Genomic DNA, 24747 nt, shown 5'->3' on the forward strand with positions numbered 1-24747 from the left:
TATGGCAGCCAAGCGAAAGACCAAAGCCCGCGAGGCGCAGCTCGCCTTCGAGGCTCTCTCGATCGAAGGTGGCCTGCTCTCTCCAGAGTGGCTCTCGAAGGTTGCCCAGCTTCTAGCGGGCAACCAGGCAGAAGCCGACTACCGCATCCCCAAGGGACTCAACCTTCGCGACGAGATCGGCCGCTACTGGCGCATCGCGCAGGCCCATTGGGCCGACTTCAAGTCGGGCTGCGAGGCAAAGGCCGACGCGAAGGTGATCTCCGAACGCCTCGTCCTGGCGCTCCTCCGCGACGCATTCGGCTTCACGTCGCTCCTTGCGGTAGCTCCCGCAATCCTTGCGGAGCGCTCGTACCCAATCGGACACGCGGCGCTCGGTGGCCGCGCACCCGTGGTTATCGCTCCAGCCGGCATTGGTCTCGACACTCTCGCTTCGGCGTTCGGCGACGGAACCCGCAAGCGGAGCGCCTTTGGTCTCGCCCAAGAGTACCTGAACGCTCAGGAAGGTGCGCTGTGGGGCGTCGTCACCGACGGCGCGTCACTACGCATCGTGCGCGACAATGCGAGCCTCACGCGCCCCGCATGGATCGAGGCAGACCTTCAGCGCATCTTCACGGAGGAGCGTTACGCGGACTTCGCTGCGCTCTGGCTCCTCTGCCACGAGACACGCTTCGGCCGCGAGGGGCTGCCGGTCACCGAGTGTGCCCTCGAAGCGTGGCGCAACGCTGGCCGGGAGGAGGGCACGCGTGCTCGCCAGTACCTGCGGCGCGGTGTCGAGGAAGCGCTCGCCGCACTCGGACAGGGCTTCCTCTCGCATTCCGAGAACCAGGCGCTGCGTGCCGACCTGCAGAACGGTACGCTGCCGGTGAAGGACTACTTCAACCAGCTCTTGCGGCTGGTCTACAGGTTCATTTTCCTCCTTACGGTGGAAGAGCGCGGACTGCTACATCCCAATGGCACTACCGATGCGGCCAAGGCCCTCTACGCACACGGCTATGGGATGCGGCGCCTGCGCGAGCGCTCGGTGAAGCGTAGCGCCCACGATCGCTTCTTCGACCTGTGGGAGGCGACCAAGGTGGTGTTCCGAGGACTGGCTGCCGCAGAGCCGTGCCTAGGCCTGCCGGCCCTCGCCGGCATCTTCGCCGTGAGCCAGTGCCCCGCGCTCGATGGGTCGAAGGTCGAGAATCGCGCGCTCCTTCTCGCCGTGTTCAAGCTCGCCTGGCTTCGCCAGGACGGTAGCCTCTCACGCGTCAACTGGCGGGACATGGGACCCGAGGAGCTGGGAAGTGTCTACGAGAGCCTCCTCGAGCTCGTCCCGCAGATCACGCAGGACGGGCGTCAGTTTGCGTTCGCGATCGGTGAGACCAAGAGCAACGCCCGTCATACCACGGGTAGCTACTACACACCCGACAGCCTCGTCCAGGTGCTCCTCGACAATGCGCTCGAGCCAGTCGTTGCCGACGCGATCGCGAAGAACCCGACCAATCCGGTCGAGGCTCTGCTCGGACTCTCCATCGTGGATCCGGCGTGTGGTTCGGGACACTTCCTGCTCGCCGCAGCGCGCAGGCTCGCGGCCCACGTCGCCCGGCTCCAGGCGAACGGCACGCCGTCAGCAGGCGAGTACCGGCATGCGCTCCGACAGGTCGTTGCCCGGTGCATCTTCGGCGTCGACGTGAATGCGATGGCCGTGGAGTTGTGTAAGGTCGGCTTGTGGATGGAGGCGGTCGAGCCGGGCCTCCCGCTCACGTTCCTCGACTCACACATCCAGCACGGCAATGCGCTCCTCGGGACGACTCCCGCGCTGATGGCAAAAGGCATCCCTGATGCAGCGTGGGACGCGAGTGAGGGGGATGACAAAAAGACCGCGAGCGCGCTGAAGAAGCGAAACAAGGCGGAGGCCGGAGGGCAACGCACGCTTGATTTCGGAGGTGCGCAATACAACGAAATCGAGACTGAGGCCGTCACCCGCGCGGTAGTCGAACTCGACGCTGCAAGTGATGCCGACGTCGAGGCGCTGGCAAGGAAGGAGAAACGCTGGGACGGCATCCTCGGTTCACCCGAGTACCTCCATCAGAAGCTGGTCGCCGACGCTTGGTGTGCTGCATTCTTTTGGCCTAAGAAGCCAGGTGAACTGGCAGATGCCGCGCCGACGAACGAAGTGTGGCGGCAACTCCGCGATCGTCACGGGCAGGCGTCGGCGCTAACGACGAAGACGGTACAACAGTTGGCTCAGCAGCTTCGGTTTTTTCACTGGCATCTGCAGTTTCCGCATGTCGTTGCAAAGGGAGGCTTCGATGTCGTCCTCGGTAACCCACCTTGGGTGCGCCAGGAGCTTCTGAAGCTTGAGAAGAGATTCCTCACGCAGTTCTCTTCATACGCAAGCACCGCCGACTCTTCGGTCTACTTCATCGAGAGGGGCGTCCAAGTCGGCAGCTCGTCGGGCTTCGTGGCGATGCTGACACCGAACAAGTGGTTTCGCGCAGCGTATGCCGAATCGCTGCGAGCCTTCGTGCGGCGACGGTGTCGCGTCACGTTCATCGTCGATTTCGGTCATTCCCGAACGCTGTTTCCTGACGCCGACACGTTTCCTGCCTTGGTTGCGCTGCGTCCCGTTGCGGCATCTGTGACCGATTCAGAGACCGCGACGTTTGTTCGCGCGTACGACTCGGATCTGGCCAAGCAGTCATTAAAGGAGCGAATCGCCACCGCTCGGGTCGCGGTCGCGCATGCAAGCTTGAAGGCCGAGCATTGGCACCTTGAGGACGCTGCCGTAACGCAACTCCTCGGTCGGTTGCTCGCCACGGGGAAGACGCTCGAAGCGTCGTTGCAGCGCGGCTTGCTGAGCGGATTGAAGACGGGCCTCAACGACGCCTTTTACGTCGACGGACCTACACGGGACGCCCTCGTCGCGCTCGATCCGTCGTCCGCGCCACTCTTCAAGAAGATGCTTCGCGGGCGGGACGTCAAGCGCTGGTCGCCCGAGTGGGCCGGCCTGTGGCACATCGTCATTGCTTCCAGCCAGAACCGAACCTGGCCTTGGTCCGCGAGCGCAACAGAGTCAGACGCCGAATATGTCTTCGCGAAGACCTATCCCTCCGTTCACCAACACCTTAAGAAGTTTGAGGCGGCGCTTCGCTCGCGGCAGGACCGGGGAGTGTTTTGGTGGGAATTGCGCTCTTGCGACTACTACGAGGTCCTCGATGGCCCGAAGCTCCTCGTTCAGTGCATCGCTTACTACTCGCAGTTTGCGCTCGATCAGGGCGGCCACGCAGTCAACAACAAGATTCTTATCGTTCCGACTGATGACCTGTTCCTCCTCGCCGTACTGAACTCCCGCGTGGTGTGGTGGATCGTCAATCGGACCTTCCAACACATGAAGGACGAGGGGCTGAGCGTTGACATACAGTACCTGAAGAAGCTTCCGATCCCGATGGTGTCATCTGAGCAGCGCGACGAGATTGTGCGAATCAGTGAGCAGATAATTCGTGAGGAAAGAGCGGCAGTGCGAGCTCGCCTGGAGCTTCAGCTCGACGAGCTCATCATGCGTGCGTTCGCGATGACTCCAGCGGAGCAGAAGACGCTCGTCGAGAATCTGCCACCCAGAGATCCCCTTGAGCGCGTCAAAGCCGATTTGGACTTCGACGCGGGTTCCACGTTGCCAGTGATGCCTACAGTCGTGCCTCAGCTCTCGCCCGTAGAGGAAACCGCTCTCTTCATCTGGGCACTGGTCCACGCGGCAGGAGGAACCATCACACGTACTGAACTCGCGCGCGCGTTCGCGCTGCGAGTACGTCCCGCGCTGCTGACTCAACTTGCTCCTTCGACCCTCCCGCAAGCTGGGGAATGGGCGACGAGGGTCGGCTCGCGGTCCATAGCAGAGGGCACTCTTGCCGCGACGCTACGCGCGCTGTCCGAGAGAGACGGCGTCACGCTAGGTATTAACTCGGCATCGCAGTCGACGGTCAGCGCGAGTCAGAGCACACCAACGGAAGGTCAGCTCGATCCTTGGTTCCGCTTCGAGGCTCAGCTTATCCTGCAGGTTCTGCGAGCACAGCCGGCGACCGCGTTCAGCGCTATCGACGCCTCGCTTGCGGGCGATGACCGGAGCCTGATCGAGCAAACGAGGCAGGCCGCATGACAGAGACCCAGATGCGACTGCCGGGCATCGAGCCTCCACGCCAACTTCGCCCGAGCGTCGAGAGGTCGGCGCCAGCGTTCTGGGTTCGTCGCCTCCGTGTCCTCAACGAGCTTGCTCCAGGCAACGAGCACATCGTGCGCGACATCGAGCTTCGCCGCGGCCTCAACATCGTATGGGCTCCACCTCACTCGGCAGGAGAGGACAACGCGCTCTTTCGTGATGGTGTGGCCGGCCATACCGCTGGGAAGAGCACATTCTGCCGCCTCCTTCGTCACGTCCTCGGTGAGCGCGGCTTCGCTCCAGACAGCATCAGACGCAGGATTCGCGAAAGTCTGCCGACCGCGTGGGTTGTCGCTGAGGTCGTTATCAACGACGTGATTTGGGTGGTCGCGAGGCCACTTAGTATAGGGCCGCGCCCGTTTTGCCTTCGCGGCGACATGCTTGACGACGTTTTCGAGGGAAAGGAACGCCTCGACTACCAGGAGTTCCTGGAGGCGCTTGCAGAAACCACAATCGAGCGTCTGACATCGGCACGTTTTCCGGCGAACGACGAACCCGTGCGCTGGGAGCACGTATTGCCTTGGCTCGCCCGTGATCAGGAATGCCGCTTCGCGGACTTTCTGGAGTGGCGCCACAGCGCCAGCGGCTCCGAGGCACCTGCGCTCACTGTCGACGAGCGGCAGTTCATCGTGCGTGCGGCGCTTGGTTTGATCTCCGATTCCGAGCGTGCCGAGCAGCAGAAAAACGCGCGACTCGTTGCAGAGAAGAAGGAAGCTGCACGGTTGGAGCCGCTGCTTCGGCATCAAGCGGAAACTGATCGTGCTCGCCTTTCGAAGGTCCTCGGAAAAGACCTACCATTGGCGTCGACACCGCTCTTCGGTTCGGAAACGCGTGCCGAGATTGCGCGTCGGTGGCACGAGCTCGAAGCGCGGGAGAAGGCCCTTGTCGAAGGAGATCGGCGAGCGGAGCTGCTCGCAGCCCTTCAGGACGCCAATCGTCAGGTCGGGGCACTCAAGAAGTCCCTCGAGGAAGTGCAGTCACGCCTCACCCTCGTGCAGGTGTCTGTTGCCGAACTCGTCGGACAAGATCAGTCGAGCCTACTGGCGGCCCTCCCGCCGTCGCGCGACTTCTGCAACGTGCCCCTTCGTGTCGCCCGTGAGAAGGGATGTCCGTGCGCCGCCGATCGCCCAATCGATCTTGGTGCTCGCCGTAGCGAGCGCACGGCGGCTGAAGACCTCGCAGTGGAGCGCAAGCTCGCTAAAACTCTCGAGCAGGAGGTCAATAGAACGGGGAACGCCATCAACGCCGCCGAGGCAGCAGCGGCCACGGCGCTCCGCCTTTACACGGCCACTGCGACTGCGTACGAAAACGAGAAGGTAAGGCTCCAGAAGGAGCGTTCGAATCTCGATCAGCTAGACCAGCTCGTCGAGGCGGCAGAAGGCGCGGTGCGCGATGCGACGACGAAGGCCGAGTCGATCACACAACTCGCGCGCGACATCGACGAGTCGTACGCGCTTCAAGAAAAGATCCGCGAGGGACAGCGGGTGGCGACCAGCCGGTTCTCGACGCGCTTCGACTACGTATTGCGAGCGATCATCGGCGACAACGTCACCGGGCGTGTCGATACGTCAGGGCGCTCGTTGGCGCTTGCCGTGGATGAGCACGGGGAGCGTGACAGCGCTGCTATCGCAACGATTAAGCTCCTTGCCTTCGACCTCGCGGCCGTTGTCACGAGCGTCGAGGGCGACGGAGCGTTCCCACGGTTCCTTATTCACGACGGGCCTCGCGAGGCTGACATGGCGCCCGACGTCTACGAGCGTCTATTCCTCTTCGCTCATGAACTCGAGAAGTGCTTCACGGGCGAACCGTCGTTCCAGTACATCCTGACGACGACCACCGATCCCCCGGACGCCTTCACCCAACGCAACACACCGTGGCTACGGCTACGGCTCGCGGGCGCGCCTGCCGAGGAGCGACTGCTGAGATGCAACCTATGAGGCGCTCGTGAAGGCGGAGCTTTCGCCCATCATTGTCTCTCGTCTCGAGAAAGCTGCCTCGGACAACGGATTCGATCAGGAGATCGAGCGCGAGGGCGGCTGGCTCGTCTTTGCCAGCACGCAGAGCCCGCTCCGCGTGTGGCTCTGGGCGTTCGGCGATGCTGCCTTCTTCGCCGCCTTCTCGCAACATAACGTCGCCCGCGTGCTCGGCGAGTACGGCGCGCCTATTGTGGGACCAATCCCGAAGGGCGCCGTCGCCGGACGCACCGTGCCCGACGTGCCTGCGCTGCACCGGCTCCTCAGGCGTGCGCTCCAGCTCTCGAAGGCTCTGCCCAACGAACTGCTCCATAGGTTTGAGAAGCAGGTCGCCATGCCGCCGACGACGACAGAGGCCGAGCGCCTTGTGGTCCAACGCGTCGGCCAGAACTTGTTTCGCGATGGCCTGCTGGACCTGTGGGAAGGGCGTTGTGCGGTGACAGGGCTGGCTGTGCCCGCCCTCCTGCGCGCGAGCCACATTAAGCCTTGGGCCGACTGTGAGACGGATGCCGAGCGGCTCGACGTCTACAACGGCATCCTGCTCGCACCGCACCTTGATGCTGCGTTTGATCGGGGATTCATCACGGTGGCCGACGACGGGACGATCGTTGTGGGCGACGCGCTCGACCCCGACGCCCGCCGGACTCTGGGGCTCGACCGGCCGCTTCACGTGCGCGGGCTGGCGGACGGACACCGAGCCTACCTGCCGTGGCACCGCGACAGAGTGTTCCAGGCTGGATCGAAGGTAGGCGATGTCGCATGAGCGCAGTCAATGCGGCAATGAAGGCACCGATGCTGCTGAAGGAGGAAGCTGCGTGAACATCCGACTGGTCGATTCGGGATGGGATAGCGAACTGACCGACGCCCTGCGCGCCGATGCCAGTCAGCTCAGGATCATCTGCCCGTTCATTAAGGCCGGTGCGCTCGATCGCCTCCTTGCCGAGTGTCCAAAGTCGATCCTGGTCATCACTCGGTTCAATCTCGCCGATTTCGCCGAGGGGGTCAGCGACCTTGCGGCGCTGCGCAGCCTGGTCCGTGCCGGCGCACACGTGAGGGGTATCCGCAACCTCCACGCCAAGCTCTACCTGTTCGGTGATAGTCGCGCGATCGTCACGTCGGCTAACCTCACCGAAGCAGCACTGAATCGGAATCATGAATTCGGGATGGTTGCCAGTGACCAGGCAGTTATCTCCGCCTGTGGCGCTTACTTCGACGCCCTCTGGCAATGTGGAGGTGACTTTCTGACGCTGGAGCAGATTGACGCGTGGGAGGATCAAGTCACGCGTGCCAGAGCCGCGGGCGGGAGGCCGAATCGGGCGGCGGGCTTGGGTGACTTCGGCGCCGATGTCGGAATTGCGAAGCCGTTGCCGGCTTTCCTTCCAGCCTCGGTCGCCAATGCCCCACAGGCGTTCGTGAAATTCCTCGGTGAAGGGAGCAATCGGGTTGCGCTGACATTCGAGACGTTCGAGGAGATCAGGCGCGCGGGGTGCCACTGGGCCGTGGCCTATCCGGCTTCCCGCCGGCCGATCGGTGTCAAGGACGATGCCGTGATCTTCATCGCGCGGCTGACGCGTGACCCCAACGACATCCGCGTCTTCGGGCGCGCAATCGGGATGAGTTACGTTTCCGGTCGGGACGAGGCCAGCCCTGCAGAAATCAAGAGCCGACCGTGGAAGGAGAAATGGTCGCAATACATCCGAGTCCACCGCGCCGAATTCGTTGCGGGCACGATGGCGAATGGCGTCTCGCTAAACGAGCTAATGCTAGCCCTCGGACCCGATTCATTTGCGCCGACGAAACGCAATGCAGATCGGGGGAAGGGCAACACCGATCCCCGAAAGGCATACCGACAGCAAGCAGCCGTGGAACTCTCGAGCCAGGGGCGTTCGTGGTTGAGCGAACGGCTTCAGGCCGCATTTGACTTCCACGGTACTGTGCCGCAGGCCACTCTCGACGGCCTCGACTGGCCGCGGTTGCCCGCTAGTGCAGCGGATAGCGGAGGCCGATAGAGATGGCCATCAATCTCGTCGTCGCCGTCACCGATGGGGACTGGTTCGAGTCACTGCGGCGGATGCCGGACCTCGCCGAGGTTAATTTCTGGGCCCCTTCCGCTGCGAATTTTCGCGCGCTGCAGCCCGGCGAGCTGTTCCTGTTCAAGCTGCACGCCCCGCGCAATATGATCGTCGGCGGTGGTATCTTTGCTTACGCCAACACGCTCCCGTGCTCCCTGGCCTGGGAGGCTTTCGGCGCTGCCAACGGCGCGCGCTCGGCACACGAGATGCGCACGCGTATTGCGCGGTACCGGAGGGCCGATCCGGGTGACCGCAGCGACTTCGCGATCGGCTGTCGGATCCTGACCCAGCCGTTCTTCTTCGATGAGCCCGACTGGATTCCTGTGCCGTCGAGCTGGTCCCCGAACATCGTTTCGTTCAAGACGTACAACACGGATGATGCCGACGGACTGGCGCTGTGGGAGGCCATCAACGACCGCCTGAATCAACCCCGGTTTCCGGCAGTTGCCGAGCCACCCGTCCGCTTCGGGGCGCCGCAGCTCATCCGGCCACGACTCGGGCAGGGGGCATTTCGCGTGCTGGTGACTGACATCTACGAGCGGCGATGCGCTGTGACGGGTGAGCGGACACTGCCTGCGCTGGAGGCTGCGCACATTCGGCCCTACGGCGACGGCGGCGAGCATGCAGCGCGAAACGGACTGCTGCTGCGGCGCGACGTCCACAGTCTGTTTGACGCCGGCTACGTCACTGTGACGCCCTCTCTGCATTTCGAAGTCAGTCGGCGCATCAAGGAGGAGTTCGACAACGGCCGGCACTACTACGCGCTGCATGGCCAGGCCATTGCGGTGCCGAAGGAGGTCGGGCAGCGTCCGGACCCCGAGGCGCTGAGCTGGCACAATGAGCATTGTTACCGAGGCTGATCGTGACGCCGTTGCTTGCCGAGGACCTCCACACCCTGACGCGCATGACGTCATCCGACAGTAAGACCATCTGCGTCCTTCAGGAGATGTTGTGACCGCCCTCTCGCTCGCCACTTTCGTCCTCGCCATCGCCCTATATGGAGTACTTCGGCGGTATCGGACACGAGCCGCTGCAAGAGCCCGGCGGTCGCCGTCCATCTGCTTGTGGCGTATCGATGAGCATGGCGAGCTCACGCACATCATGGTGCGGGCGCCCGAACAGCCTCGCGCGGCGGGGCTCCGGGATGAATTTGATATTCCACCGTTTCTCCGTCCCGACCCAGAGGCCACGAAGGACGACGTCTCCCGGTAGTGGAGGAGGGCCCGAAGCGCTCGACTTCCCGTTGCCTTGGCTGCCGATCACGCAATGGCTCGACTGCGCCAAGCATCAACGCGATCCCGCGTGCCGGTGGGCGGCAGCCAGGGCGACGATCAGTTCTCGTCAGCCACTTTCTCCATTTCGGAAGCGACGAGATCCACGAGTTCGCCCGGTTGGCACTGCAGCGCCGTCGCGAGCTTGAGTATCGTGGTAAGGCTCGGCTGCTGCTGCCCGAGCTCAAGCAGACTGACGTAGGTTCGGCGTAGGTCGGCCTCAAGCCCGAGCTGCTCTTGCGTCAGCCCTGCCCGCCTTCTGGCCTGTCTCAGCACTCTCCCGAACGCCGCCGCTGCGTCCAACCCGACTCCTCCCACAATTGGAGGAATTTGCCGGTGGAGGTAGACTTTGGTCTTCCCACAGTAGTGGGAATTTGAAGGCAGGGCACACAGAGTTTCACCTGCACGCTTGGGGCGGTGCCCTACTTTTCGAGCCAACCGGTTGGATTGAACGCGAGTTGGAGAGTCACCCAGTGGAATCACCACGATCAGCAACGGCCCCTGCGAGATTGGTCGGCCTGCTCACACGAGCGCTCGCTCCATGACGGAGAGGCGACGGACTCTTCGGCAAGCCGTAGGGGTGCGCCCGTAGGTGATCGGGCGCACAGGGCGGTGCAGAGAATGCTCCAGATCGATTTACCGATTCCAACGGAATTCGGCTGGTGCTTGCTGTCCGAGCTTGCGCTGGGTGACAAGGTGTATGGTCCCGACGGGAGACTCACGCCCGTAGTCGCAATCAGCGCGATCCGTACCGCCCATGACATCTACGAGCTCGGCTTTGATGATGGCGCCCAATTCCTAACAAGCGCAGAGCATTTATGGGTGGTAGAAAGAAAAACTCGCAGGCGTGTTGCCGGCTCGTCGAGCCAAGGACTTGACAGGCGGCAGTATCGTGAGAGGGTTAGGATCACCGTTCGAGAGATCGGCGCTCATGATCATCACTGGGATAACCGACTTGCGATTCCAATTAACGCTCCGTTGGTCATGCCCGACGCTGTGTTACCGGTCCCGCCCTACACCTTGGGCGCCTGGCTCGGCGACGGCCACAGCAACTCGGCGCGCCTCACGTGCGCCTATGCTGACTACGAAATTGTAGAGGCCGTACGGGCCGAAGGCGTGCGCGTGGCCGAAGTCGCATCGTCAAACCAAGCGTCTGGCCTATATAGTCTTGATTGCGGGCAACGGGGCCGGAAAGGGACGGGTATGACAACCGTTTTGCGCTCGCTTGGGCTGCTGCATAACAAACACATTCCATTGCTCTACCAGCGGGGGGCAACTGTGCAACGTCTGGAACTGCTTCGCGGGCTCATGGACACCGATGGTCACTGCAACACGCGCGGCACGGCGACCTTCGTCAATTCAAATGAACGCCTGGCTGACGACGTATTTGACTTGGCGGCCGGATTGGGTTTGAAGCCGTCCAAATATGCTTACTTTGGCGCAAAAAAGCCGTACTGGCAGGTCGCGTTTCAGGCCTATCAAGCCCTCAACCCCTTTAGATTGAGCCGCAAGGCGAATCGCGCAAAGGTGGGCGCCCGGCCCAGCCCGCGACGCTACATTATTGGTTGCTCGCGAATCGGCAGCGCACTGGTACGCACCGTGAAATTGCAGCGCGAGGACGGTTTGTTCTTGGTCGGGCATCATATGGTGGCCACCCACGACATGGCCTAGCAGAGTTTTAGGGCCATCACAGTTTCATTATGGCGGGCCGTCCGCACGAGACGTGCCTGGATCATCTCGTCGACGAGTTGGTCCGTGTTGCCGCCATGGCCGGGGAGTTCGGCACTCGAATTGGCGCACCAGGCAGCCGCCCCCACGGCGACCGGCGGAAAGTGGTAGTGAGACGCAGCGCTGGGTTTCGATTCCAATAACCGCTACGTGGCGTCGTGGCCTGTCGGCTGCACCCGGCCAGAAGGGAGCGCCCATGGCTCACCAGCCGTGAGTGCCTCTTAAAGCAGACGACCCCGATTCGCGTTTGGTTCGCCTGACGCTCCGCAACTTCTCGCAGCGTGCGGACCGTGTCATGATACTTAGCTAAAATCCGATTCGATGTTTTCCGACTTGACTGCGCCGAGCGGCAAGCCGGCGTTGCTCGTGACTCACAATACTCAAGACACTATCCGAACCGCGTTCGACCCGTTGGACCCGCGCCAAGTCGCGCGCATCGAGTCCGTACACCGCGGCTTTCTCTACCAGCACCTGTACGCGGCGGGATGCCTGCTCCTGGCCGGTCAGCATGGTGTGCGTTCGGTCGCTGTGGAACTCGACGAAGACGTCGAACTCGAGCTCAACAGTGGAGATCGCCTCTACGTCCAGATTAAGACGCGCTCGTCGCCGCTGATACACAGTGATATCGCGGGGGCACTCGAGCGATTCGAGCGGCTCCGCCTTGAGCATCAGGAGGGACGGCGATCGGGGGCAGCGTCATTCATGGTCATCGCGAATGCAGCGCCGGGACCTGAACTTCAGGCACGCGTTAATGCCGGTGACCTTCCCGTGGGCGTGCTTCTGCTCACGCCCGGTGCGATGACGGCTCTACCGGCCTGTGCGCCGCCGGCATGGACCGACATTGCCGACGCGATCACCTGGTGCACTGATCGGGCTCGCGCGTTGCCGATGGCCACGCTCGAACCGGAAACACTGGTCTGGAAGTTGGCCGGGCGGGTGCTGCTGGCGGCGGCGGGCCGAGCGCCCGGTCACGTCTTCAATACGGCCGATCTGCACACGCTCTTCGAACAGCTCATCATTCAACTGCAGCAATTTCCCGCGCCGCCGGAGGTCTATCGCCCGCTCGATGACGAGCCCGCCCTGGACAGCGAGGCACGTGTGCGGATCGTCAGCGGCTTCTCAGGTGCGGGCAAGACCGCTTGGGCGGCACAGGCCGCGGTACACTTGGGAAGCGAATGCGCCTATTACGACGTCGGTGACATACCCGGTCCCGCAATCGCCGCGAGCCTCGTGCGCGAGCTGGCCGCTCAATGGGCGGCACCCACAGCCGACGGCCTGCGCCAGGTGCTGTTGCCCGGGGCCAGCGGCACCGAATCTTTGCGTGCGTTGGATAAGTTCCTTGGCACAAACGCCGCGCTGGCGCTTGTTGTGCTCGACAACGCGCACCGGGTGCCCGCCTGCGATCTGCGGATGCTGCTCGACGCCACGCAGCATTTGCGATTTGTGCTGCTGGCGCAACCCTCCGCATCGATCGCCGAGTTGGAAGCCATCACCGGCGTGCGGCAGGAAGAGCTCCGAGGTTGGGGGCTAGACCAGGCTGCGGCAGAAGTACACGCGCAGGGTGCCCGTGCCTCGACCGCGGAACTTGGCTCGCTGCTGACCCTCACGGGCGGTCTGCCGCTATATGTACGCACGGCCGTTCAACTAAGCACAGCCGAATACGACGGTAACGTGGGAGCGATGTACGCTGCGGTCGAGGCCCACACGAACTTCGTCGAGACCGCGCAGGAGTTGCTCCTGAGTCGCTTGTTCGACACTTTGCCGGAACAGGTGCGCGATTGTGTTGCCGTGTTGAGTCTGAGCGACGTGCCGCTGAGCGAAGCCGAAGCGGCAAGGCTGGTCAACGCCGCGTTTGGGCTCAACGCTCCGGCGCTTGCCGCCGCCGTGCGGCAGTTGAGGCCCCTAGGTGTTGTGCGTGTCTACGGCGCGCGGCGACTCCAGATCCATGACGCGTTTCGCGTGCTCGGTCTGCGCAGGTTCGCCAACGTCCCGCGGCTGCAGGCTACGGCGGGCCGTGAAGCGCTGAAGGAGCTGATCCTCGAGTCGTTCGAGAAGCGACGCGACTTCTCGCGCTTCCCCCTGTTCATCCGCACTCTTGTGGAACTGGGCGAACTCAAGCTCTTGGTCGATATCGCCACGGAGGAGTGGTTCCACGAACTTGGCGTGGATAGCGGCATCTGGGAGGCGCTGGAGGCTGCCGTTGCTGATCAGGAAATCGAAGCGGAGCAGCGGTTCTATGCGCTCGATGCGCTTGTGTTCGCCAAGATCAAATCGGGTGATTTGGACAAGGCCGATCGGCAACTGCAGGCTATGGAAGCGCTCCTCGCCGAGCATAGCCTCGGCCGCCACGAGAGACTAGTTGTCCTGCTCAAGCGGATGGTGTTTGAGTCCGATCGAGGCAACGAGGTCGGGACACGCCAAGCGATGGAGCGGGCGAGGGACCTCGCTCCCCAGGACCCCGAGCACCAGCGCATCCTCCGCTACAACATCGCGCTTGCGCTGTTCAAGCTGGATCACCATGCTGAAGGGGAAGAAATCGCTCGCGAACTGGTCGAGGAGTATTTTGACCTCCTGGGATTGACGCCGCTGGACATCATCGGAGCCAGCAACGCCAAAATTGCAGGTCTGCTAAAGCTGACCCCAACGCTGAATGACGACCTCAAGCACTTAGCTGACTCCCTTGATGTGGTTGCCCGCACGACCAACGCCCAAGGGCGTGATTCAGGCTACGCTCGCATACATGCGGCCAAGTTCTATGGTTTGGCCAATGCCCTGGACTCCTTCGCCAGAATCAATCAAGACCTCGTGGACGAGTTCGTGGGACGTGGTGACTACGTCGGCGCCCGGCAAGTGATCGAGCAGCATCTGCTACCGGCGGTCATCGAGCAAAGGATGCTGGACTGGATTGTCCCTGTGCGAAGCCAGTACGCCGTCGTGCTCGGATATTGCGGTGAATACAATGCCGCAGACGCCGAGCTGAATCGGCTTGAGCCCTATAGGGAGGGACTCACCAGGGATCAACGCGCCGAACTCGAAGACCAGCGCAGGTTGGTGAGGGACCTACGCCGGCTTGGCACGCAGCCGGGCACGGTGAGAGCGTCACAAAGCACTGCTTCGCGTCGCGCGAAGGTCGGGCGCAACGCCCCGTGTCCGTGTGGATCAGGGCAGAAGTACAAGCGCTGCCACGGTCAGACATAGACAGTACGAACGTGGGGCGGAAGTCGATCGGATCGTTGAGGTGCCGCGATGTGACACCGACCAGTTTTTCGCTTACTCGGCACAGTTTTCACTTTTGGTGGCATCCGACAAATGCAGCGCCGCTGCCGCCTCAACGACGGCAAGAGCTTTCGGGGGCAGCTCGCCTTTACCCCATTGCCACGGGATTCCTGCGTAGCGAGTGTGTTCGGCCTTGAGTTGGTCGAGCACAAGGGGGTCGAACCCCGCCTCCGTCAGCACCTCCAGCTCAGCACCTCGCAGCGCGTGGTGCGCAGCGCCGCCCGCTTTTTGGGCCGCCATAATGCGCAACGCCTGATAGTTGGTCTTTCCGGGCTCGTCTGGGGGCGGGGTCGAAGTCGCCATAGCGGCCGTCTCGGCGATCTCGCGGCGCCAGTGCAAAACGCCGGCTACCCCGCTGGGTGAGGCCGGCTGTACAGGGGCCGGCGTAGGATGTGCGGCGCGCTCCCAGAAGGCTCGCCGAAGGGCCGCGTAGTCGGTGGGATCCCGGTCCACGGCCTCGTCGTCGGACCGTGTCCGGGCCTCCAGGACGCCGATGCGCGTGGTCAAGCTGCGACTCATTGCTTTTCCTCCAGCGCCCGCACGCGAGCATCGAGCTCTTCGGTCTCCAAGGCCTTACGGCGCGCCTCCACGATGCCGGTCAAAGTGTCGGCCTCGACTGGGGTCAGCTCGCCAGCCGCGACGGCGGCCACAAGAGCGGCCTGCGCTGCACTCACGCCTTGCAAAGTCGAGGTGTCCGGCAAGTCAAGCGTGACCGGGCGGTCGCGCATCGGCGGCACCAGACGCTCCAGCACCAGTCGGGCGGCTACGAGGTCGCCGCCCCGAGCCGCCGCAAGCACCACACCCACGATCTCCGTCAGGTCGCCTTCCATCGCTGCAAGCGCAAGCAGGGTCGCGCGGTTGCGCGATCCCCGGGGGCGCCCCTTCGGGTTACCGCTCTGGCCCGGCTGCCACGGGCCGGCGCGCTTTCCGCTCATGTCTGTATCCTCCAGTGCAAAAACAGTCGCTGTGGTAGCGCCGGGGGCAACGTGCCAGCCACGCCCCCGGCAGATTGACCCTACATTTAGGGTTGCTGACCGGCGAGGTGAGCAGGTTCCTCGGCCTCGTCGACGATGCGGCCTAACTCTTCGAACAAGGCGCGCTTATGCTCAAGGCTGGCGAAGTTGGACTGAAGTATTGCGTGTGCGGCCTGAATTGTCGCGAAGGCGGACTGGAGCGCCTCCTTCACCTCCTCCTTGTAGACGGGAAGACCACGGCCGGCCCGAAGGTCCGTTACCATTTTCTGGATCTCGACCAACTCATCGAGCGTTTGGGCGGAATCCTCCTTGTAGCGTTGGATGAGTGCGTCAAGAAAATCGTGTGATGTCGTCATGATGAATTCCTCATGTTGAAGATGCCGGCAGCCGGCCGGCGCGGGTAGAAATCGGAATGGCTCAGGTCCGGGTAGGATTTGCGCCTAAGCATGGTTGGGCTCGACAGCGGCACCCGGCCACTGGGAGCGGATTTCAGCGGCGGACGCGCCCTGCATGCATACCGCGTCGAAGGGCGTGCGACCGGGGACTGAGACGCGCCAGCTTTTGTGTACGCCGCGGTCCTCGGGCAGTGGGCGCTGCGCTAGCCCGTAGACGTGCGGGGTGTCGGTCCGCATGGCGCAATCGCCCGGATCGGCGTGCTGTGCCCAGGCCCGTGTCGCCCTCTCCTGCCAGTTGCCCATTTGTGCCGTACCAGGCGTTCCAGCCGTGCCGCCCGGCGTTTTCAAGGGGGCTGCTGGAACGTCGGCAAGAACGGGAGCCGTTCCGGCCGTTCCGTACTCGACCTTAAACTTGGCGATCACGTCGTCGAGGCTCATTGCTGATCCCCATATAGCGCGTTGGCTCGTACTGCATAGACGCGGACCTTTCGACCGCCGATGTTCTCGGGCCTTGAGCGCTCGCCTTTCGCGTTCCCTTTGGGGATCGCGCCGCAGACTTCGAGCACATCGAGCGCACGCATGAAATCGAACCCCTTGAGTGCTTCGCGCAGTCCCCCCGAGTTGAACAGGTACAGCCGCCCGCCCTGGTCGTCAGCCCTCCACCAGCCCGCGCGGTCGCGCACCACTGCGCCTTCGTCCATCCGATTCGAGAACCGGCTGTCCCCATGCCGCTCGATGAACAATGCGACCCTGTCGAGGATTTCCCGCCGCTCGTCGTTACCCGTTCCGCGCATGGAGCGCCAAGCGGCAAATCCGATTACCGCCGCGTCGATCGACGCACCTTCCGGCCAGCCCGTCACCCCATACTCCGTCGCCAGTTCGCCTGCCAGCGCGAGTAGTGCAAAGCGGGATGCGGCGCGCTTGTCCTGACCTTCGGCATCGGGCGCATTGAACGGGGGCAGCGCCTTGATACGTTCCAGTCGTTCGGCCAGGTCCCGCGTGTCGTGCGTGACCCGCTCGAGGAAAGCGCGCCCGGCCCGGCCATAGTGAAGTGCCGCCTCGCGCTTGATCGCGTCGGACAGCGCGGTGCCGCTCGGCATGTCGTGCAGCGCGTCGAAGCAGCCGAAGGGTCGTCCTGCCGGAACGTTGAGAAGGCGAACCGATTGCCCCGCCTTGGTCCGCTGTCCGCCTTCCTGCATCGTAGTGGCGATGGTGCGCTCGCCGGTCGAGATGATGAACGCGGCCCATCGGGTCACCGCGCGTGCCGTGCCGGTGCGGTTTGCCCGTTGCTTGCCGCGCCCATTGCCCAGTGAATAGACGATGGCGCCGACTTCGCGCGGGTCGCACTCCGAGATTTCATCGAGCGCGAGCAGGCAGTCGTTGAAGAGCACCGCCGCCCCTTCCATGCCGTTCGCCGTCGCCCGCCAGCTTCGGCGGTAGCCCGGTCCGCCCCACACGGAGCAGGCCCCTTCAAGAAGGGTTGTCTTGCCGGTCGAGGAGTCGCCCACGAAATGCAGGCCGCCGCCTTCGGTGTTGGTGCGCTTGAGAAGCGGACCGGCAAATGCCCCCGACAGCGCAAGCAGTAACAGAGGATTGCCCACGGCCCGCGCGGCGACCTGCGTCCGCCAGCCCTCAAGCGTGCCGCCCTGTCCGTGCTCCTCATGCGCGCGCTCGCCGGACTGGAAGATCACCGCGTCGGCATCCGGTCCGATCACTGCGTCGGGCAGCACGAAGACGTCACCACACCACCCCACCTGGAGCGTGCAGCGGACACGCTTTTGCGGGGTGTTGTCTTGCAGGTAACGGGCAAGGAGGTTGCGCGCCGTGGGGTCGATTACCAGACCCATCGCCAGCAGTTCGCCGCGCAGCTCGGAACCGTCGCCCTTGAGCAACTCCATCGGCATCGCCCATTCGCGCCAGCGACCGGCCGTGTTGCGAAAGCGCAGCAGCCGCCCGAAGTTGTTGCCTGTGGTGTCGAAGGTCTGCGCCTCGATGTGCAGCGCCCCGCACACCCAGGTATCGACGGGAAACGACTCGCCGCTCTTCGGCGTGCTCATCGCGTGATGCCAGACGCCGGGTTTGAGCTTGCGCCCGGTGCCGAGCAGGGTCCAGTCGTCATAGATGCGGAAGCACGGGCGCTCTTGCTCGGGCACGGCGGGCGTGGTCGCGTCCTGGCGATTACCATTGTCGTGATCGGTCGCCCGGTCGAGCAGATCGCGCAGCGCCGGAACATGCGGAACGTCCGCCGTATCGGCAGCCGTTCCCGCCGATTCCGCATTGTCATTGGGTTGCACGCCCGGAACGTCCGGAACGTCGCAAAGCGTAGCGGCGTCGAGAAGATCCGCGCTCATCATGCGACCTCCTTGCGCCGCAACGCCGCCAGGTCGTTAAAGTCCGTGCCGTTCGCCCCTGCGGGGAATTCCGGGATCAAGAGTCGCGCGCCGGTCGCCTTTGCCGCCTTGGTCGCAGCGGTCACGCCCGGATTGTTGGGCGTGCCGCGGTCGTTATCCGCGCAGATCACCAGTTCCGCGCCCGGCCAAGCCGAGCGCGCTGCACGCGCTACTGCCAGGAGATTGCCGGAGTTCATCGCGCACAGCACCAGATGCCCGGATTCCTCGTGCAGCGTTGCCCCCGTGGCCCAGCCTTCGCAAATCAGGATTCGCGCCGGGTCGCAAAGGTCGCCGATGGGCGAGAACAGCCCGCCCGCGCGGCCCGCGCGGAACCGCTTGGTGCCGTCCGCCTGGATGCGCTGCGCGTTCCACAGCTGCCCATGCACGTCGAACAGGGGCACGAGCAGGGCGCTGCCCGCCTGCCGCAGGCCATGCGGCACCACCCCCTTCGCGATGAGGTAGGGATGCATGGGGTCGGCGACTTGGGCCCTATTCCATTCGGCCCGCGCCTCGGCCGCCCGTGCTTCCTGCTCGATCCTGCGCTCGGCCTTCGCGCGCGCCCGCTCAGACTCGATGAGTTTGGCGAAGGCGTCGCGCTCGGCCGTACTCATGCATCGTCCGTCCGCCGCCCACGTGGCGCGGAGGCCGGTTTTCCAGTTGCCGAATACGCCGGCGGGCCGGCCATCCAGGTGAAGGCAGTACCAGCCATTGAGTGTGCCGCGCCGGTCGCCTTCGACGTAGAAGCGATGCAGCAACCCATCGCCCTCGATCACCACAGGGGGAATCAGCGCGGCCCGGTGCATGGCTTCCCGGAATTGGTCAACGATTTTGGTCATCGCCGCTGCCCCTTATGCCGTTGCACCAGACTCCCGGGTGCGCGCTTCCATCCACGCGAGCAGGTCGCCGCGGCGGTAGCGGACTTTGCGTCCGATCTTGATGAAGGGGAGGTTGTAGCGGCCGGTGCTGCGCCAGACAGAAAGGGTGCCCGGCGCCACGTCGATCAGGTCGGCTGCCGCGCGCTCGTCGAGCAGATCGCGGTTAGCGTGGATGATGTTTTCGATGGTCATAGTCCTTATCCATAAAGCCCCGCATGAGTGCGGTATGGATGCGAACTATGGGAAATGGCAGGACGGCGATGGCCGAATTCGGGAATTCGGTGCTGAATTCGGTTTTTCCTAGATCCGGCGGCGCTCGATCGCCTCGGGAATTTCCTTCAGAATTCCCCGGATCGTGTCCTCGCTAACCGGCGTGCCCGCGGACGCCGTGTAGTCAGCGATCCTCGCGGCTGCTCCACGCGAGCCGCATTCAATTCGGAGCGCGCGGGCAAGAGCCGCGATGATCACAAGCCGCGAACTGGTTACCTTAGTTTCTGCACCTTTGCGCTGAGGGGGCAAGACAATCTTAGTGCCGGCTTTGATAGCATCGAAGTCGGGACACTGGTCGGCGGGCCAGCCGAAAATAGTCTCGGCCTCATCTTCTGCTCGACTAAGGGGGTCCAACTCATCATCGTAAGGAGAGTTCCGATCCATTGAATGGAGCCACGCGTACGACCTTGCGAGCAGACGAAGGGGGGCTTCCTTCTCACGACCGCGTGCCTGCCTAAACCGCCCGTACTGGTCCCAGCCATAGATGCCGTGATTTTCAATAGCCGTAGCTAACGTGGCATGAGAAACGCCTCTCGCAATGAGCGTCCCAAGGCACATGAAATCGTTTTCGAAGGCTTCCCGCGGTGATATTTCCATCATTGGATTTATTCTGTTGATCCGTGGATGGTTGGTGCGATAGTCGTGCTGGTCATTCCAGTTCTGTTCAAGTCCGCGGCAGACTCTTTTTTCAGGTCACGCGCTTTTTGCGCTCCAGCGACACAATGTCGGCGCCTTGTTTCAGCCCCGCCGCCTCTAGCATCGCCGTGGTCGCCGTTGTCACCGACCGGCGAACCGGATCGATGTCGAGCCGTGCATAGATCGCGGTTGCCTGCTGGCTCTTGTGATTCAGGCTTTTTCCGATGATCGCCAGGCTAGCGCCGGTCATCGCTTGCCAGCTCCCCAGCGTGCGTCGGAGGTCATGAATCCGGATGTCGCGCATCGTATAGTCCGCGGGCTTCATGTCCGCTTCGCCCGCCAAGTCGTGATAACGCGATTCCGCCTTGGTGAGATTTTCGAGCGCGAGCTTATCGGCAGCGGTCCGCGCCTCCTGATCCAGCAGCCCCGTCGCCTGCATCGCATCGAGCAGCCGCGATAAGCTGGCAGAACGCTTGATCGCGCCCCATGCCTTTTTCGGCTCCATCAGGTGCCCGGTCTTGCCAGTGCCGGGGAACACGAAAGGCGAGCCGCTCACGACTTCCTTGCGCGCCCGCAGCACAGCGACCGCCTCGGCAGTCAGGGGAACATTCTGCGGCGTGCCGTTCTTCGTCTTGCCGATCCGCCACAATGCCCGGTCTAGATCGACGTCGCGCCAAGCCATTGCTTGGACGTTGGAGCGGCGCGCACCGGTGAGGAGTGCCAACAGGAAAAAATCGCGTTGCGGGGATTGCGCGATGGCATTGAATAGGTGTGGCAACTCGTCGGGCAGTGCGAACCGATCCCGCGATTCCTCGGCAAACCCCCGCAGCCCCGCCGCCGGGTTTTCACCCGAATACAGCCGCTGGTCGCGTGCGTAGTTGAACAGGGCGGAAAGAAGCGCCTTGGTGCGGTTCGCCGCGTAGGGCGCGTTCTCGCCGATCCTGCGATGCAGCTGCGCGATTCGCTCGTGCCCCACGGCCGACAGCTTCATCGGCATGATCTTCTCCAAGTGCAGCCGGGCAATGTGCTGGTATTCCGCCTTGCTCCGCTCGCTGAGAGGGGAGCCGTCGCGCTTGCGCTTGTGCGCGACGTAGGTGTCAAAGACCTCCTGCACCGTCGGCTCGCCCCGATGAGCGCGTCGGGCTTCGGCGGGGTTCGCTCCCGCTTCAATCTCCGCAACCACGGCAGACGCGGCCTTACGGGCCTGTTCCACCGTCATTGCCGGAAAGCGGCCCAGCGTGATCCGCTCGGGCTGACCGGCCTTCAGCCGCCGGTAGACGCAAAAGGTCTTGACCCCCTTCCCAGTCACCCGCAACTGTAAGCCGGGAATCTTGGCGTCGTGATAGGTCACCCGCTTGCCCCGCTCGGCAGGCGGTAGTGCCGCCAGGCGCTCCTTCGAGAACGAGATGCGTGTCGGGTCCTTGTCAGTCATGGTGCGGCCTTACGCGGTTACGTTTTGGTAACCATCTGGTTACGTTCTGATGGCCAGCTGGTTACGTGGTTGGTTGTGTTACGGCTGCCTGCGGGCTGCCTGGTAGGAATCAGGTCCGTTTCTCGTTATTTGGGGTTACCTTGCGGTTACATTGGGGTTACCTCGGGGTTACGTTTACGGTTATAAATGATGATTTTTTGTCTAACTTGATTAAGGTTAGTATGCGCATAAGGCATTGCTTTGTCTACGTTTATAGAGTTTCATCGAACAGGATAGTACTAGGGGCCCACAAATTCGTAATCAGTAGGTCGGGGGTTCGATTCCTCTCAACAGCACCAGGTTCACGCAAAAGGCCACCTTCGGGTGGCCTTTTGCATTTCTGCTTTTGCCGACGCTCCGCTACCATTCTTCTGATAGGTGGTACTGGTTTCGCGGCTCGGGCTCGACCTTCCGGCACGTTCGGCGGTCGCTCTCGAGTCACGGGCCAAGGCGGTGCGTTACGTTTCCACAATTCGGAAAGGCGCACTCCATTGGTGCGTCATAAGCACCTTTGCCGTGCGTTGTCGTATCCGGGTTTGACCGGTTTCCTACAAAATGTCTGTTTTTGAACAGTAATTTTGCTTGGCACGGTCTTCGCTGATGTCCGATCAATTGTTACAGGATCGATATATCATGGCGCCGGTTTTCTACGATGAAATGCACGGTGGAGCCGCGGAGACGCGACCGCACTATGTACCGTTCGAAACCTGGGCAAAAGCCTTGCCGCCCGAGGTGATGGCGCGCAAGCGCGCGGAAGCGGATCTGGCTTTCCGCCGTCTGGGTATCACCTTCGCGGTATATGGCGAAGAGGCGGGGACGGAGCGCCTCATCCCCTTCGACACCATTCCGCGCATCATCCCGAACGCCGAGTGGAAGACGTTGCGCGCCGGCCTGAAGCAGCGGGTCCGCGCGCTCAACATGTTCCTGGACGACATCTACAACGACCAGAACATCCTGCGCGCCGGGCGGATTCCCGCCGACGAAGTGCTCCGCAACGGGCAGTTCCGGCCGGAGATGAAGGGCTTCAAGGTGCCGAACGGGATCTACGCGCATATCGCCGGCGTGGACGTTGTGCGCGCCGGGGCAGGGGAGTTCTACGTGCTTGAGGACAACCTGCGCGTGCCGTCGGGCGTGTCCTACATGCTCGAAGACCGCAAGATGATGATGCGGCTCTTCCCCGAGCTCTTCGCGCAGCAGAAGATCGCGCCGGTCGAGCATTATCCCGACCTGCTGCTCGAGACCCTGCGCGCGGTTGCGCCCACCGGCGTCGATGATCCGACGGTCGTCGTGATGACTCCAGGCGCCTTCAACTCGGCGTATTTCGAACACTCCTTCCTCGCGCAACAGATGGGCGTCGAGCTGGTCGAAGGGCGCGACCTCTTCATCGAGAACGAATCGGTCTACATGCGCACGACGCTGGGGCCGAAGCGCGTGGACGTGATCTATCGTCGCATCGACGACGACTTCCTCGATCCGCTCGCCTTCCGTGCCGATTCGATGCTCGGCGTGCCGGGATTGCTCAAGGCTTATCACTCGGGCCGGGTGACGCTGTGCAACGCGATCGGCACCGGTGTCGCGGACGACAAGTCGATCTATCCCTACGTCGGTGAGATGGTCCGTTTCTATCTCGGCGAGGAGCCGATCCTGAATAACGTGCCGACCTATCGCTGTCGCGAAAAGGACGACCTGCGCTACGTGCTGGATCACCTGCCGGAACTGGTGGTGAAGGAGGTCCATGGCGCCGGCGGCTACGGGATGCTGGTCGGGCCGGCGGCGACGAAGGCGGAGATCGAGGAGTTCCGTGCCGTACTCGTCGCGCATCCGGAAAAATATATCGCGCAGCCGACGCTCGCGCTGTCGACCTGCCCGACTTATGTGGAAAGTGGTGTCGCGCCGCGGCACATCGACCTGCGACCCTTCGTGTTGTCGGGCAAGGAGATTTCGCTGGTGCCGGGTGGCCTGACGCGGGTCGCGTTGCGTGAAGGCTCGCTCGTGGTGAATTCCTCACAGGGCGGTGGAACGAAGGACACCTGGGTGCTGGAGAACGGCCATGCCGAACCGCAGCGCTGAGTGGTCGCGTTTCGTCATCCCCGCGAATGCCGTCCTGGAGCCCGAAAAATGCTGAGCCGTACTGCCGATCACCTTTTCTGGATGGCCCGTTACTCCGAGCGCGCCGAGAACCTCGCCCGCCTGCTCGACGTCACCTATCAGATGTCGCTCGTGCCGCACGACGAGGAAAGCGCGCGCGCCAGCTGGAAAGCGATCATCGTGCTGAACAGCCTCGAAGACGCCTACGCCAAGCGGCATGACGAGATCACCGCCGCCAAGGTGCTGCATTTCATGGTGCGCGACGAGACACACTCGTCGTCGATCTACAGTTGCCTGCGCGCAGCCCGTGAGAACGCACATGCGGTGCGCGGCACGTTGACCGCGGAGATGTGGGAGACGATCAACGAGACTTGGCTATATCTGCGCACGCAGAGCTTCGAATCGATCTACGAGGCGGGCGTAGCGGCCTTCTTCGACTGGGTTAAGCAGCGGGCGTCGCTGCTGCGCGGGGCGATGTTCGGCACGATGCTGCGCGACGAGGCCTTCCATTTCATCCGCCTGGGTGCTCTGCTCGAGCGCGCCGACAACACGGCACGCATCCTCGACGTGAAGTACCACAGCCTGTCGGCAGCGGCGCAAGGCCAGGGCCAGGGCCAGGGCCAGGGCCAGGGCCAGGGCCAGGGCCAGGGCCAGGGCCAGGGCCAGAGCCAGAGCCAGAGCCAGAGCCAGAGCCAGAGCCAGAGCCAGAGCCAGAGCCAGAGCCAGGGTGACGATCTGGTGGCCGCGAGCGACTACTATCACTGGGGTGCGTTGTTGCGCTCGGTGTCGGCCTTCGAGGTGTATCGGAAGGTCTACCGCGACGTGATCACGCCCGAACGCGTCGCGGAACTCCTGATCCTGCGCGAGGATCTGCCGCGCTCGCTGCACTCGTGCATGGAGGGCGTGGTGTCGGTGCTCGACCGCGTGCGTAACAACCGTTCGGACGAGACGGTTCGCCGCGCCGGACAGCTGTATGCCTCGCTCCGTTACGGCCGCATGGAGGACATCTACGCGAAGGGGCTGCACGCGTGGCTGGACGACTTCATTCTGCGCATCGGCGACCTGGGCGGCCGCATCAGCGAGGACTTTCTCGTCGGCGCCTGACTCGCTCGGGCGTCGATATTTAGCGAGCA

At 63.2% G+C, this 24747-nt stretch carries 19 protein-coding genes; 9 read left to right on the forward strand and 10 right to left on the reverse strand.

What is annotated here, in order from left to right; all coding sequences use genetic code 11:
- The first annotated feature begins 1 nt into the window (after nucleotide 1).
- The 5 genes from VJ673_RS11500 to VJ673_RS11520 are packed head-to-tail and all read left to right on the forward strand — an operon-like array spanning nucleotide 2 to nucleotide 9100.
- Nucleotides 2–4135, forward strand: coding sequence for an Eco57I restriction-modification methylase domain-containing protein (locus tag VJ673_RS11500; RefSeq protein ID WP_324126241.1), 4134 nt, complete (start codon nucleotides 2–4; stop codon nucleotides 4133–4135).
- Nucleotides 4132–6132 carry a hypothetical protein gene (locus VJ673_RS11505; RefSeq protein WP_324126242.1) on the forward strand — a complete coding sequence of 667 codons (2001 nt, stop codon included), beginning with the start codon at nucleotides 4132–4134 and terminating at the stop codon, nucleotides 6130–6132. The genes VJ673_RS11500 and VJ673_RS11505 overlap by 4 nt, the downstream gene beginning before the upstream one ends.
- Nucleotides 6133–6139: 7 nt before the next feature.
- Nucleotides 6140–6931, forward strand: a complete 792-nt coding sequence (locus tag VJ673_RS11510; protein ID WP_324126243.1) for an HNH endonuclease — start codon at nucleotides 6140–6142, stop codon at nucleotides 6929–6931.
- A gap of 52 nt (nucleotides 6932–6983) precedes the next feature.
- Entirely contained in the window at nucleotides 6984–8177 is a 1194-nt protein-coding gene (locus VJ673_RS11515; protein ID WP_324126244.1) for a phospholipase D family protein, read from the forward strand.
- A gap of 2 nt (nucleotides 8178–8179) precedes the next feature.
- On the forward strand, nucleotides 8180–9100 hold the full coding sequence (locus VJ673_RS11520; RefSeq protein WP_324126245.1) for an HNH endonuclease: 921 nt from the start codon (nucleotides 8180–8182) through the stop codon (nucleotides 9098–9100).
- 471 nt (nucleotides 9101–9571) lie between these two features.
- Here VJ673_RS11520 and VJ673_RS11525 read toward each other — a convergent pair whose 3' ends face one another.
- Nucleotides 9572–9787 carry a helix-turn-helix domain-containing protein gene (locus tag VJ673_RS11525; protein ID WP_324126246.1) on the reverse strand — a complete coding sequence of 72 codons (216 nt, stop codon included), beginning with the start codon at nucleotides 9785–9787 and terminating at the stop codon, nucleotides 9572–9574.
- Between the two features lie 345 nt (nucleotides 9788–10132).
- Between VJ673_RS11525 and VJ673_RS11530 the strand changes: the two genes are divergently transcribed.
- The gene (locus VJ673_RS11530) at nucleotides 10133–11182 is read left to right on the forward strand and encodes an LAGLIDADG family homing endonuclease (RefSeq protein ID WP_324126247.1); all 1050 of its coding nucleotides are present in this window, start codon (nucleotides 10133–10135) and stop codon (nucleotides 11180–11182) included.
- A gap of 378 nt (nucleotides 11183–11560) precedes the next feature.
- Nucleotides 11561–14437, forward strand: a complete 2877-nt coding sequence (locus VJ673_RS11535; protein WP_324126248.1) for an SEC-C metal-binding domain-containing protein — start codon at nucleotides 11561–11563, stop codon at nucleotides 14435–14437.
- A 72-nt stretch (nucleotides 14438–14509) separates the two neighbouring features.
- On the opposite strand, the gene VJ673_RS11540 is transcribed toward VJ673_RS11535, so the two are convergent.
- The 9 genes from VJ673_RS11540 to VJ673_RS11580 all read right to left on the reverse strand — a co-directional run bounded on the left by VJ673_RS11540 (nucleotide 14510) and on the right by VJ673_RS11580 (nucleotide 21487).
- Nucleotides 14510–15034, reverse strand: coding sequence for a hypothetical protein (locus tag VJ673_RS11540; RefSeq protein ID WP_324126249.1), 525 nt, complete (start codon nucleotides 15032–15034; stop codon nucleotides 14510–14512).
- Nucleotides 15031–15450, reverse strand: coding sequence for a DUF5681 domain-containing protein (locus tag VJ673_RS11545; RefSeq protein WP_324126250.1), 420 nt, complete (start codon nucleotides 15448–15450; stop codon nucleotides 15031–15033). Before VJ673_RS11545 ends, VJ673_RS11540 begins: the two co-directional genes overlap by 4 nt.
- A gap of 86 nt (nucleotides 15451–15536) precedes the next feature.
- Nucleotides 15537–15845, reverse strand: a complete 309-nt coding sequence (locus VJ673_RS11550) for a hypothetical protein (RefSeq protein WP_324126251.1) — start codon at nucleotides 15843–15845, stop codon at nucleotides 15537–15539.
- A gap of 84 nt (nucleotides 15846–15929) precedes the next feature.
- Nucleotides 15930–16322: a hypothetical protein gene (locus VJ673_RS11555; protein ID WP_324126252.1), complete on the reverse strand. Its 393-nt coding sequence runs from the start codon at nucleotides 16320–16322 to the stop codon at nucleotides 15930–15932.
- Entirely contained in the window at nucleotides 16319–18235 is a 1917-nt protein-coding gene (locus tag VJ673_RS11560) for a DUF927 domain-containing protein (protein WP_324126253.1), read from the reverse strand. Before VJ673_RS11560 ends, VJ673_RS11555 begins: the two co-directional genes overlap by 4 nt.
- Nucleotides 18235–19110, reverse strand: coding sequence for a toprim domain-containing protein (locus VJ673_RS11565; protein ID WP_324126254.1), 876 nt, complete (start codon nucleotides 19108–19110; stop codon nucleotides 18235–18237). Before VJ673_RS11565 ends, VJ673_RS11560 begins: the two co-directional genes overlap by 1 nt.
- A gap of 12 nt (nucleotides 19111–19122) precedes the next feature.
- Complete coding sequence (locus VJ673_RS11570) at nucleotides 19123–19341, reverse strand: helix-turn-helix domain-containing protein (RefSeq protein ID WP_324126255.1); 219 nt, start codon at nucleotides 19339–19341, stop codon at nucleotides 19123–19125.
- A 108-nt stretch (nucleotides 19342–19449) separates the two neighbouring features.
- Entirely contained in the window at nucleotides 19450–20019 is a 570-nt protein-coding gene (locus tag VJ673_RS11575; RefSeq protein ID WP_324126256.1) for a hypothetical protein, read from the reverse strand.
- 88 nt (nucleotides 20020–20107) lie between these two features.
- On the reverse strand, nucleotides 20108–21487 hold the full coding sequence (locus tag VJ673_RS11580) for a tyrosine-type recombinase/integrase (RefSeq protein WP_324126257.1): 1380 nt from the start codon (nucleotides 21485–21487) through the stop codon (nucleotides 20108–20110).
- 672 nt (nucleotides 21488–22159) lie between these two features.
- Here VJ673_RS11580 and VJ673_RS11585 point away from each other — a divergent pair.
- Together VJ673_RS11585 and VJ673_RS11590 are read left to right on the forward strand one after the other, a co-directional pair.
- A complete protein-coding gene (locus VJ673_RS11585; RefSeq protein WP_324126258.1) occupies nucleotides 22160–23596 on the forward strand; it encodes a circularly permuted type 2 ATP-grasp protein in 1437 nt (478 codons plus the stop codon).
- 48 nt (nucleotides 23597–23644) lie between these two features.
- Entirely contained in the window at nucleotides 23645–24718 is a 1074-nt protein-coding gene (locus VJ673_RS11590) for an alpha-E domain-containing protein (RefSeq protein WP_324126259.1), read from the forward strand.
- Nucleotides 24719–24747 lie beyond the last annotated feature (29 nt).

The organism is Aromatoleum sp. (assembly GCF_035254505.1).
In the GTDB taxonomy this organism is placed as follows: domain Bacteria; phylum Pseudomonadota; class Gammaproteobacteria; order Burkholderiales; family Rhodocyclaceae; genus Aromatoleum.

Excerpts from the sequence above, each read along its gene's own strand:
- VJ673_RS11540 (WP_324126249.1), bottom strand. The coding sequence starts at position 15,034 with ATGAGTCGCAGCTTGACCACGCGCATCGGCGTCCTGGAGGCCCGGACA.
- VJ673_RS11585 (WP_324126258.1), top strand. The coding sequence starts at position 22,160 with ATGGCGCCGGTTTTCTACGATGAAATGCACGGTGGAGCCGCGGAGACG.
- VJ673_RS11555 (WP_324126252.1), bottom strand. The coding sequence starts at position 16,322 with ATGAGCCTCGACGACGTGATCGCCAAGTTTAAGGTCGAGTACGGAACG.
- VJ673_RS11545 (WP_324126250.1), bottom strand. The coding sequence starts at position 15,450 with ATGAGCGGAAAGCGCGCCGGCCCGTGGCAGCCGGGCCAGAGCGGTAAC.
- VJ673_RS11575 (WP_324126256.1), bottom strand. The coding sequence starts at position 20,019 with ATGATGGAAATATCACCGCGGGAAGCCTTCGAAAACGATTTCATGTGC.
- VJ673_RS11550 (WP_324126251.1), bottom strand. The coding sequence starts at position 15,845 with ATGACGACATCACACGATTTTCTTGACGCACTCATCCAACGCTACAAG.
- VJ673_RS11505 (WP_324126242.1), top strand. The coding sequence starts at position 4,132 with ATGACAGAGACCCAGATGCGACTGCCGGGCATCGAGCCTCCACGCCAA.
- VJ673_RS11570 (WP_324126255.1), bottom strand. The coding sequence starts at position 19,341 with ATGACCATCGAAAACATCATCCACGCTAACCGCGATCTGCTCGACGAG.
- VJ673_RS11535 (WP_324126248.1), top strand. The coding sequence starts at position 11,561 with ATGTTTTCCGACTTGACTGCGCCGAGCGGCAAGCCGGCGTTGCTCGTG.
- VJ673_RS11520 (WP_324126245.1), top strand. The coding sequence starts at position 8,180 with ATGGCCATCAATCTCGTCGTCGCCGTCACCGATGGGGACTGGTTCGAG.
- VJ673_RS11590 (WP_324126259.1), top strand. The coding sequence starts at position 23,645 with ATGCTGAGCCGTACTGCCGATCACCTTTTCTGGATGGCCCGTTACTCC.
- VJ673_RS11560 (WP_324126253.1), bottom strand. The coding sequence starts at position 18,235 with ATGAGCGCGGATCTTCTCGACGCCGCTACGCTTTGCGACGTTCCGGAC.
- VJ673_RS11565 (WP_324126254.1), bottom strand. The coding sequence starts at position 19,110 with ATGACCAAAATCGTTGACCAATTCCGGGAAGCCATGCACCGGGCCGCG.
- VJ673_RS11580 (WP_324126257.1), bottom strand. The coding sequence starts at position 21,487 with ATGACTGACAAGGACCCGACACGCATCTCGTTCTCGAAGGAGCGCCTG.
- VJ673_RS11530 (WP_324126247.1), top strand. The coding sequence starts at position 10,133 with ATGCTCCAGATCGATTTACCGATTCCAACGGAATTCGGCTGGTGCTTG.
- VJ673_RS11500 (WP_324126241.1), top strand. The coding sequence starts at position 2 with ATGGCAGCCAAGCGAAAGACCAAAGCCCGCGAGGCGCAGCTCGCCTTC.